The organism is Planktotalea sp. (assembly GCF_039984035.1).
In the GTDB taxonomy this organism is placed as follows: domain Bacteria; phylum Pseudomonadota; class Alphaproteobacteria; order Rhodobacterales; family Rhodobacteraceae; genus Planktotalea.
In genome coordinates this window covers 1-9,608 of sequence record NZ_JBDWVM010000136.1, presented here as the reverse complement: position 1 = coordinate 9,608, position 9,608 = coordinate 1, and the positions used below count along the sequence as shown (strand labels likewise).

11 protein-coding genes are annotated in these 9,608 nt (G+C 56.3%); 2 read left to right on the top strand and 9 right to left on the bottom strand.

All coding sequences use genetic code 11. The features are described 5' to 3' along the window. From ABJQ89_RS06175 to ABJQ89_RS06155, 5 genes are all read right to left on the bottom strand, one after another. Window positions 1-886 (bottom strand): Hint domain-containing protein (locus tag ABJQ89_RS06175; RefSeq protein WP_348495392.1); only part of this gene is annotated, 886 nt, incomplete at its 3' end. Window positions 887-1,102: 216 nt separating this feature from the next. Next, window positions 1,103-1,849 (bottom strand): SDR family oxidoreductase, encoded by a 747-nt coding sequence (locus ABJQ89_RS06170; RefSeq protein ID WP_348495391.1) that lies wholly within the window; start codon window positions 1,847-1,849, stop codon window positions 1,103-1,105. Further along, complete coding sequence (locus tag ABJQ89_RS06165) at window positions 1,846-2,622, bottom strand: FadR/GntR family transcriptional regulator (protein ID WP_348495390.1); 777 nt, start codon at window positions 2,620-2,622, stop codon at window positions 1,846-1,848. The genes ABJQ89_RS06170 and ABJQ89_RS06165 overlap by 4 nt, the downstream gene beginning before the upstream one ends. A 111-nt stretch (window positions 2,623-2,733) precedes the next feature. Beyond that, window positions 2,734-3,078, bottom strand: a complete 345-nt coding sequence (locus ABJQ89_RS06160; RefSeq protein ID WP_348495389.1) for a Lin0512 family protein — start codon at window positions 3,076-3,078, stop codon at window positions 2,734-2,736. Next, window positions 3,075-3,422, bottom strand: coding sequence for a Lin0512 family protein (locus ABJQ89_RS06155; protein WP_348495388.1), 348 nt, complete (start codon window positions 3,420-3,422; stop codon window positions 3,075-3,077). Before ABJQ89_RS06155 ends, ABJQ89_RS06160 begins: the two co-directional genes overlap by 4 nt. 33 nt (window positions 3,423-3,455) lie before the next feature. Between ABJQ89_RS06155 and ABJQ89_RS06150 the strand changes: the two genes are divergently transcribed. Next, window positions 3,456-4,265, top strand: a complete 810-nt coding sequence (locus tag ABJQ89_RS06150; RefSeq protein WP_348495387.1) for a DUF4062 domain-containing protein — start codon at window positions 3,456-3,458, stop codon at window positions 4,263-4,265. 3 nt (window positions 4,266-4,268) lie between these two features. Here the strand turns inward: ABJQ89_RS06150 and cobO are convergent, their stop codons facing one another. Both cobO and cobN read right to left on the bottom strand, forming a co-directional pair. After that, complete coding sequence (cobO, locus tag ABJQ89_RS06145; protein WP_348495386.1) at window positions 4,269-4,874, bottom strand: cob(I)yrinic acid a,c-diamide adenosyltransferase; 606 nt, start codon at window positions 4,872-4,874, stop codon at window positions 4,269-4,271. Then, window positions 4,871-8,608, bottom strand: a complete 3,738-nt coding sequence (gene cobN, locus ABJQ89_RS06140) for a cobaltochelatase subunit CobN (RefSeq protein WP_348495385.1) — start codon at window positions 8,606-8,608, stop codon at window positions 4,871-4,873. Before cobN ends, cobO begins: the two co-directional genes overlap by 4 nt. 70 nt (window positions 8,609-8,678) lie before the next feature. On the opposite strand from cobN, the gene ABJQ89_RS06135 reads away from it, so the two are divergent. Then, the gene (locus ABJQ89_RS06135; RefSeq protein ID WP_348495384.1) at window positions 8,679-8,840 is read left to right on the top strand and encodes a hypothetical protein; all 162 of its coding nucleotides are present in this window, start codon (window positions 8,679-8,681) and stop codon (window positions 8,838-8,840) included. 2 nt (window positions 8,841-8,842) lie between these two features. Here ABJQ89_RS06135 and ABJQ89_RS06130 read toward each other — a convergent pair whose 3' ends face one another. Together ABJQ89_RS06130 and ABJQ89_RS06125 are read right to left on the bottom strand one after the other, a co-directional pair. Further along, a complete protein-coding gene (locus tag ABJQ89_RS06130; RefSeq protein ID WP_348495383.1) occupies window positions 8,843-9,307 on the bottom strand; it encodes a GNAT family N-acetyltransferase in 465 nt (154 codons plus the stop codon). After that, a partial coding sequence (locus ABJQ89_RS06125; protein ID WP_348495382.1) for a GTP-binding protein occupies window positions 9,307-9,608 on the bottom strand: 302 nt, incomplete at its 5' end. The genes ABJQ89_RS06130 and ABJQ89_RS06125, both read right to left, overlap by 1 nt.

The window sequence follows — 9,608 nt, the reverse complement described above, 5'->3', positions numbered from 1 at the left end:
ATTCAGCGGGTGCGCCTTCTGCCAACAACACTTCATGGTCGTCCAGAAGGATATGAATATAATCGATTTCTTCGACAGATGTGTCGATGAAAATACCAGGAAGTTCGGTCAAGCGAATTGCTGGGATCAGTGTGTCTTCGTCGCCGAACATACGTTTAGCGATGGGCGAGCTGATCATGATGCGATGTTGCCGCGAGACCAGCAAATCGTGCTCTGGCAAACCACCGCCCAAGGCGCCTTTGCAAATCCGCACTGGACTATAACGCGCGTCTGACGCCATTTCGTCAGCGCTGACGCTGCGTCGACCGATCCAACGAATTGGCTTCGACCCATTCAGTGTCTCTACAAGTTGGCCGACCTGAAGGTCAGCCGCATTGGTATACCCATCTGGGGTCAGAATTCGCGCTCTACCATCGTAACATACTAATAATTCGACGTTGTCGAGAACAGCGCCAGACCCGTCAGCATTGTCGCCAATTTCTGTAAACCGGATCGTGTAATCACCTGCAGATGGGAAATCCACGGGAACCGTAAACGTCTGATAGCTGTTCAGCGTCGGCAGAAAGTCATTCGTATAGATGACACCGCCGCCACTATCCAAAATTTCGACCTTGAAACCGTCGGTGCCAGAAGTTCCACTTGTGCGCAGAGCATAATCAAAGCTCAGAATACCATCATGGTCACTGGCCAGTGTGAAGGTTTGCTCGATAACGGTAACCGCGCCCGTTCCACCGTTGAGTTCGGCAACGCGGCCTTGCGCTGTCCCAGTCCCTGCGATGTAAACCGAAGAACCCCGTGTTTCGATGTCAGTCCCTGACCAACCTGCAGCACTGTTATTGGTGCTGTTGGTAAAATCACCGTTAATAATAACGTCTGTGGGGGCCATGGATACATTCCGTTCCGTTAAACACACTTCACCTAGTGGAATTGCAGATGCGAAAGGAATGTGGGTAAAGATGTTCGAAATTGTGGCGAAAATGCGAATTGCCGTTTTTCACGGAAAGTTGAGTTTTCGGTTGAATTCAACCGCCTAAAACATAGGCAGTTTGCACTGCATTCACCTCAAATATCCTGATCATTTTATCCGCTGAGTGCGAGGCCATCATTTTCGCAGGGACGGCAATCCAACGCCCGTGCTCTCGAAACCGCCATCAGATGCAATGACTTGGCCTGTGACATAGCTTGCTTCATCAGAGCATAAGAACGTTATGACGGAAGCGATCTCATCCTCAGACCCATATCGGTTCAACGGGATCGCATCATGGTAGCTATCGATGATGTCTTGCGTATGAACGGCCATCGCCAGTTTGGTGCGCACAGGGCCGGGGCAAACGCAATTGGCGCGCACACCATATTCTCCAAGCTCTGCCGCTTGTTGTTTGGTCAAATGGATGACTGCGGCTTTGGACGTCCCATAAGCCACGCGCAAAGTAGAGGCGCGCAGACCCGAGATACTACCGATATTCACAATCGCGCCTTTCGTGGCTTTAAGCGTGTCTGTTGCGGCTTGGGATAACAGAAACGTGCCATCCAGATTGATCGACATCACCGCGCGCCAACGGGCAAAGTCGGTGTCTTCAATTGGACCAAAATCAGCGATACCTGCATTATTGACCAGCGCATCGATCTGACCGAAGGCCGAGAGCGTTTCCGCGATGATCTGCTTTGCCTGTTCAGGCTGCGAAATATCATGAGGCAAGGTTAGAACATTGTCCAAACCCTTGGCCGCCTCGGACAGCTCCGCGCCGTCCCAATCGATCATCGCGACCTTCCAACCCTTCGCGAGAAGCTGCTTTGTTGTTGCCAACCCAATGCCGCGCGCGGCTCCTGTGATGATCGCTACTTTCATTTCGGCCCCTTAGATTTTTCGTGTTCAAAACGTTGACGTGCAATATCTTCATTGGCCTGCGCTTTGACCTCATCGCGCAATGCCTGCTCTACAAACCCAAGATGATCATCAATCGCTGCGCGCGCGGCCGCAGGATTGCGGGCTTGCAAAGCCGTATTGATCTTCTTGTGCTGCTCCAAAAGCGTGTCGCGCGTTGTGCGCTGTTTGAACATGACCTGACGGTTGTAAAACACACCCTCGCGCAGCAATTGATACATTGATCGCATCATATGAAGCATGATGACATTGTGACTGGCTTCAATTATCGCGAGATGGAAATCAGCATCGAGCTGCGCTTCCGCTTCTTGCGAAAGATTGTCATGGGCCGATTCCATCTTCTGATAAACGGCGTTGATCACCTGCAAATCCGTATCCGACCCAAGCCGCGCTGCACGTTCCGCGGCTAGCCCCTCCATATCGCGCCTGAACGACAGATAATCGAATACAGCGTCGTCATTGCGCGCAAAAAGACGCGTCAACGCAGGGGAGAACGCAGAGCCCAGAACGTCGGCAACATAAATCCCCGATCCGGCTTTGCTCGCGAGCAATCCTTCTTCTTGCAAGGCGGCAATCGCCTCGCGCAAGGACGGGCGCGACACACCGAGCCGCTCTGAAAGCTCGCGCTCCGACGGCAGGCGTTCGCCCGGACGCAAAATACCGCGCAGGATCAACCCTTCGATCTGGTTGATAACGGCGGTGGAGAGTTTTTCCGGCTCGACTGGTCTGAAGGGCATTTGGGGCACTCGCTTAGAATTGGTTAAACTATATGACCAAATCTACGGTGCAGCAAGCAATCGGGCGGGGGCCAGCCCCCGCACCCCCGGGATATTTTCGGAGAGAGGAAATCAGGCCTGTTTCGGTAAGAACGCCTCGACTGCGGCAGAAGCAATGACAATCGTATCGCCCGTATCGGGGTTGGTGACATTGAGCCCGCCATGGGTTGCTGTAATCGTCACCGTGCCACGGGGAAGCGCGGATTTAAGCGCCTCGAGGTCGAGCTTGTCGGGTTCTTGAACGCCAATCGTCACCTGAACGCGCATGTCTGTGTGCTCAATGCCGCGCGCCGCAAGCATAGGGATGGCAGCATGGCGGATCGCATCCTCAATCGCGCGCGCGGCGGCCTTGGTGTAATCCATCCCGTATTGATCGTTGCCGCTGCCCATTTCGATGATGAAACGTTGATCAGTCATGTTGCTGGCTCCAGATCGAGGGACACATTGATCGCGACTGTGGCGATAACCGTCGGCTTGCCATCAGAGCGCGGCACATCCAGCCCACCTTTGCGCGCAGCAATGCTGATCTGGCCGTAAGGAAAGATGGCCTTCAACGCCTCCGTATCCAACTGATCCGGTTGCTGCACACCCACCTCCACATCAATCAACATCGCTTCCTTTTCCTTCCCGAAAAGCTCTGCAAGGTTGATCGAGTTATGCCAAAGCGCATCCTGCAACGCGCGCTTGGCCGCTTGGGTGTAATCCTGCCGCCGCAGGCTCGCGCCTTGGCCAAATTCAGTGAGAAGGCGGGTCTTGGGCATAGGGTGTCCTTGTCTCTCCTAAGGGTTGTGTGCATGTTGCCTCAAATCGGTAAGAGGGCAAGTGGTTTGGAAAAGCGATATCAGGTTTTTATCAGCTCAACGTTTCAGGATTTGCAAACTGAAAGGCAGCGGGTTTCGGAGGTTTTGCTTCGAGCTGGTTGTTTCCCAGTTGGAATGGAGCAATTTCCAGCCGCCGATGAAGAGCAATTTGAGTTCATCAAGCGGGTGATTGATCAGTCCGACTACTACATTCTGATTTCAGCAGGGCGCTATGGGTCGATCCACCCCGAGACTGGACTGAGTTATACTGAGATGGAGTATGATTATGCGGTGGAGCGGGGAAAACCAATTATTCGGTTGTTGCATAAAGATCCGTTCAAAACCTTGATAGGAGAGTCTATTGAGCCAACGGATGAAGGCCGAGCAAAGTTGCTCGCCTTTCAAAGAAAGTTACAAGAAAAACGATTAGTAGCATTTTGGGGTTCATCGTCAGAATTGCAGCTTGAAGCGACACTGGCACTCGGAGAAATTCAGAGAAACAAACCAGCTTTGGGATGGATTCGGCCAAACACTCAGCAAATCGAAAGCAATGAACTGCAATCAAATAGTTTAGACACCCAAACTCTCGCACGCGAAATTGGGTATCAAAACCTACGAAGCCAAATAGTACCCAATAGAATGCGACTTAGTCATAACAGTATTAAGTCAACAAGCATGTTCGGATCCGCACTATCCAAATTTGACTGCGATCTTTGCAATGGTGACACGTTCATCACGATTCGGAACGCCAACGCACAACGCGAAATGCCTTGCCCAAAGTGCGAAGATGAAGGCAGGGTTTAAACCCTAAAACTCCACCCCAATCTGAGCCTTAACGCCTGACCTAAACGGATGCTTCACCAGCTCCATCTCTGTCACCAGATCGGCAATCTCGATCAAATCCTCTTTCGCATTGCGGCCCGTCATCACCACGTGGGTCATCGCGGGCTTCTCTTCCACTAAGAACTCCACAACCTCGTTCACATCGATATAATCATAACGCAGCGCGATGTTGATCTCGTCCAAGAGCACCATTTTGTTGCTTTCGTCGCGGATCAGCTCTTTGGCCTTTTCCCAAGCGGCCTGCGCCATTTCGGTGTCGCGATCGCGGTCTTGGGTTTCCCATGTGAACCCTTCACCCATCGTGTGGAAGCTACAGATATCGCTAAATTTTCCTAGGATCAGATCGCGTTCACCCGTGCTCATCCCGCCCTTGATGAACTGCACCACGGCGCATTGCATGTCGTGGGCGATGTGGCGGAAGATCATCCCGAACGCGGCAGAGCTTTTGCCCTTCCCTTTGCCCGTATGAATGACGATCAGACCTTTTTCATCGGTCTTGGTGGCCATGATCTTATCGCGCGCGGCCTTTTTCTTGGCCATTTTCATCGCGTGGCGTTCGGAATCGCTCATTGGGTCTCTCCTGTGTTGGGGGCAGCGTCGTGCATGGGGGCTTTGGCGTCAAGCAGTCCTGCGATGCGCGCGCGCGCTGAGTTGGATCGCGGGGTCCAGAGGCCGCGATCGATGGCTTCTTGGAAGCGCTCGGCCATCTCGAATAGGGCTGGCGCGTTGTGTTCTGCAATGAATTCGCGGGTGTCGTCGTCCTCGAGGAAGGCGGATTCAACGAGGTCGAAGTGGTGGTTGTGCACGGCGCCTGTGGTTGCTGAGAATGCGAAGAGGTAATCGACCGTTGCTGCCATTTCGAACGCGCCTTTGTAGCCGTGCCGTTTGACGCCATCGATCCATTTGGGGTTCACCACGCGCGAGCGCACAACGCGGCCGATTTCTTCATCCAGCGTTCGGATCACGGGGCGTTCAGGGCGGGAATGATCGTTGTGGTAGATCGGGCGATCTGTGCCTTGCAGGGTGGAAACGGCTGCCGCTGCGCCCCCTTCGAATTGGTAGTAATCGTCGCTGTCGAGCAGGTCGTGTTCGCGGTTGTCTTGGTTCTGAACGATGGCTTCTGTTTGCTTGAGGCGGGTTTCAAAGCCTTCGCGATCTCGCGTGCCTTCGCCGCTCGCACCGTAAGAATAGCTGCCCCATTCGAGGTAGGCTTCGGCCAGATCAGATTTGTCGGCCCAGAGTCGTTCGTCGATCATCGCTTGCAGGCCAGCGCCATATGCACCCGGTTTGGAGCCGAAGACGCGGGATGTGTTGCCTTCGGCCTTTGCACGCGCAGCGGCGGGGTTTTGATCTTTGCTCTCGTCCAGTGCCATGACTGCACGCGCGGCGCTGTCGACGAGGGCGATGAGCTGGGGAAAGGCATCGCGGAAGAAGCCGGAAATGCGAAGGGTGACGTCGACGCGGGGACGGCCCAGCACGCCTTCGGGGAGCACTTCAAAACCCGTGACGCGGCGGTTGGCACTGTCCCATTTTGGTTTGACGCCCATGAGCGCGAGGGCCTGCGCGATGTCATCGCCGCCCGTTCGCATATTGGCGGTGCCCCATGCGGTGAGCAGCATGGTGCGGGGCCAATCGCCGTGGGTTTGAAGGTGTTTTTCGATCAGTAGATTAGCGGATTTCCACCCCAGCGCCCAAGCGGTCGGGGTCGGCACAGCGCGGCTGTCGACGGAGAAGAAGTTGCGCCCTGTGGGGAGCACATCGAGACGTCCGCGTGTCGGTGCGCCAGAGGGCGCGGGGGCGACGAATTTGCCATTGAGCGCGGTGAGTAGGCCATTCATTTCGGAGGGGCCACAGCTGCGCAGGTTGGGAAGGACTTCGGAATGGAGCGTCTCGAGCACAAGGGTTGAGGCGGGGAAACCATCGGGGATTTGGGTCCAAGCAATGGCCTCTTGCGCGAGCAGTTCCAAGCGCTCGATCGTATCGCCGTTGGAGCGCCATTTTGCGGTGCTGATCGTTACAAGTGCCGCGTGTCGCGGGCCTGTGTAGGCGCTGCCCATGTCGCAATCGAGCGGGTCGATATCAACGCCGCAATCCGATGCAAGCGCGCGAATGAGGGAGGCATCGCCGCCCTTACCATCCCCGCGCGGGACGCGGACAAGGGCGATGGCGAGATCGCGTTCGAGATCGTCCTGCGGGGAGGTGCCGAAGATATGTAGGCCATCCCTGATTTGCGCTTCTTTCAGCTCGCACAGGTATGAGTCGAGCTTGGCCAGATCGCTGTCTTCGTCCGTTCCAGTCAGCCCTGCATCTTTGTCGAGACCTGTTGAGGAGGTCATGCTTAGAATTTCGCGGCGCAGGTAATCGATCCGGCGGGGGTCAACGCCTGCGGCCTCGTAATATTCGTCCACCAAAGCCTCGAGGTCTTTCAGCGGGCCATAGGTTTCTGCGCGACCCAGGGGCGGCGTAAGGTGATCGATGATCACGGCTTGCGCGCGGCGTTTGGCTTGGGTGCCCTCACCGGGGTCATTGACGATGAAGGGATAGATGTGGGGCGTCGGGCCAAAGACGGCCTCGGGCATGCACTCTTGGCTCAGAGCAATTGCCTTGCCGGGAAGCCATTCGAGGTTGCCGTGTTTGCCCATATGCACAATCGCATGCGCGCCTTGGACGTGACGTAGCCAGATGTAAAAGGCGAGGTAGTTGTGCGGCGGGGCGAGGTCGGGTGAATGGTAGGTGTCGGTGGGATCGATGTTGTAGCCGCGCGCGGGCTGGACGCCGACGGTGGCATTGCCGAAGCGGAAGATTGAGAGTTTGAAGCCTTCTTCGCTGAGGAAGGGATCATCTTCTGGAGCGCCCCAGCGGTCGCTGATCTGATCGCGCACATCAAGCGGCAGAGTAGCGAAGTGCTGTTTGTATATGTCGAGCGTGAGCGTCTCGCCGCCTTGTTTGTTAGCGCGGTCGGTGAGCCAATTGGTGGGGCCATCCATGATCTGCTGCATCAGCGCATCGCTATCTGCTGGCGCATCGTTTATGGAATAGCCCGCGGCGCGGAGTTCATGGAGTGTGTTGACCGTCGCGGCGGGGGTGTCGAGACCGACACCGTTGGCGAGGCGACCGTCTTTGTTGGGGTAGTTGGCGAGGACCAAGGCGACTTGGCGATCAACCGCAGCCGTGGCGCGCAGATTGGCCCAATTTGCGGCAAGTTTCGCGACGAAACCGATTCGATCCCCTTGCGCGCGGTAGGTTGCGATGGGGCATTCTGTGGCATCGTCGAAGTAGGCTTCGCCCTTGAAAGAGACCGCTCTGGAAAGGATACGTCCATCAACTTCGGGTAAGGCGACATTCATCGCGATATCGCGGCCAGACAAGCCAGTAAGGCCTGTTGCCCATGCTTCCTCGGACGAGCCTGACAGCACGACCTGAAAGATTGGCGCGTCGTTGGCCGCACGCATTGTTAAGGGATTGTCAGGGCTTTTGTCGCCGGTGTGCGGCGAGCCAACGGCGAAAGAGGTGCAGTTGAGGATCACCGATGGCGCTGCGTCCTCAAACACCTGCTGAAGCGTTGCGACGCTGACGGGATCTTTGAGCGAGGCCACGAAGAGCGGAAGGGGGTTTAGCCCCTCTTTCATCAACGCTTTGGTCAGGCGGTTGATCGGGTGCAGGCCTGCGCCTTGAACCAAGGCGCGGTAGAAGATGATGGGCACCACAGGCGCGCCTGTTGTCCAAGCGTTTTGCGCGGCACTGAGGTCGGAAATGCCTGCACCCGGCCAATAGACGCCAGCGCGCAAGAGCGGGGCGGCGGCGATGGGTTTGTCGGTGCCCTCTAACATTGCTTTGGTATAGCGCAGCAGGTTTTGCGCGTTGTCTGGACCGCCCTCAACAAGATAGGCCCAGAGCGCATCGTAATCTTCATCGCTGACAGTGCTGAGGCGGCGCAGTTCCTCGTCGGGTTTGTCATCGCCTGGGAGCAGGGCCAAAGGAATGCCCGCGTCATGCAGTTGGGCGGCGTATTGTTCAGCGCCGTATTTCCAATAGCCGACACCACCCAAGACCCGCGCGATGACGAGTTTGGATTTGGTGGCACAATCGTCCAAGTGCAGATCGACCGACATAGGATGCGTCAGGTGCATCATATTGGCGAGGCGCAGGGTCGGGGGTTCATCGATATGCGCACGCGCGTCCGACAGCGCGGCAAGTTCCGTATCGGCGGCGGAAATGATCACCACATCAGCGGGTGTTTGGCCCAGATCGACGGGTTCTTTATCGTTGTCGATAGACCCCGGTGTGGCGGCGAGCAGATGCATTAGAAATAACCTAAGTGTTGTGTGTACGGCGCGCTTGGTGCATTGCGGGGCCAGCTAAAAGGACAGTCCCATGAACACCAAGAACCCAGATGCGCCGAAATTTGGCAGCAGCACCTATAACAAGCATGACGATCACAAGGGCCATGCGCCCCGCCGTGCGCGCGGCAAGACGCGCCCGACGAAAGAAGAAATGCTGGCGCAAATGAAGAAGAACGCAGAAGCGAAAAAGTAAGCTCACGCGCTTGCGTCCTTTAGGGATTTTTCCATGAACAGGCTTTCGGGGACCTCTTTGTAGTCTCCGAAAGGGCCGCAGAAGGCGAACCCGTTGCGTTCATAGAGCCGGTGCGCGGCATGCAGCACGTCGCCCGTTTCCAATTTGAGGTCTGTCAGGCCCTGCTCGCGCGCGGTGTCTTCGATCTGGCGCAGCATGGCGGCGGCGATGCCTTTGCCGCGACCTGCCTCTGAGGTGAACATTGATTTCACTTCGCCGTAACCGTCTTTGACCGCCAAAGCGCCCGTGCCCATGACCTCATCCCCGATACGCGCGGCGAAGAGGTGGATGTTGTCCGCCTCTAGCGCCTCTAGATCAAGGAAGTGGCAAGCGTCCGGCGAAAAGAGCGAGAGCATGAGCGCGTGGCTTTGCTCTAGCAGGGCTTTTGTCGCGGGGTCGCGGGGGGATGAAGGCTCGATAATGATCATTATGCTGAGAGCGCAGCGGTGATCGCGGCGCGGTCCAATCCTGATTGGCCGATGACGACAAGGCGTGTTGTACGTGCCTCAGAGCCAAAGGGTTTTTCAAAGTAAGTATCTACGCGCGGGCCGACGGCCTGTAGGGTCAGGCGCATGGGTTTGCCCTGCACAGCGGCGAAGCCTTTGAGGCGGAGAATGTCATGGGCGCGGATGACGTCGGCGACCTGCTCTGCGAAGGTTTTGGCATCGGTGATTTCACCGCGCTCGACCACGAAGCTCTCGAACGCGTCGTGATCGTGGTCATGGTGAT

Coding starts and splice junctions, on each gene's coding strand:
- cobO (WP_348495386.1), bottom strand. CDS start 4,874: ATGAGCGATTCCGAACGCCACGCGATGAAAATGGCCAAGAAAAAGGCC.
- ABJQ89_RS06155 (WP_348495388.1), bottom strand. CDS start 3,422: ATGCCCAAGACCCGCCTTCTCACTGAATTTGGCCAAGGCGCGAGCCTG.
- ABJQ89_RS06170 (WP_348495391.1), bottom strand. CDS start 1,849: ATGAAAGTAGCGATCATCACAGGAGCCGCGCGCGGCATTGGGTTGGCA.
- ABJQ89_RS06150 (WP_348495387.1), top strand. CDS start 3,456: ATGTTGCCTCAAATCGGTAAGAGGGCAAGTGGTTTGGAAAAGCGATAT.
- ABJQ89_RS06160 (WP_348495389.1), bottom strand. CDS start 3,078: ATGACTGATCAACGTTTCATCATCGAAATGGGCAGCGGCAACGATCAA.
- ABJQ89_RS06130 (WP_348495383.1), bottom strand. CDS start 9,307: ATGATCATTATCGAGCCTTCATCCCCCCGCGACCCCGCGACAAAAGCC.
- ABJQ89_RS06165 (WP_348495390.1), bottom strand. CDS start 2,622: ATGCCCTTCAGACCAGTCGAGCCGGAAAAACTCTCCACCGCCGTTATC.
- ABJQ89_RS06135 (WP_348495384.1), top strand. CDS start 8,679: ATGAACACCAAGAACCCAGATGCGCCGAAATTTGGCAGCAGCACCTAT.
- cobN (WP_348495385.1), bottom strand. CDS start 8,608: ATGCATCTGCTCGCCGCCACACCGGGGTCTATCGACAACGATAAAGAA.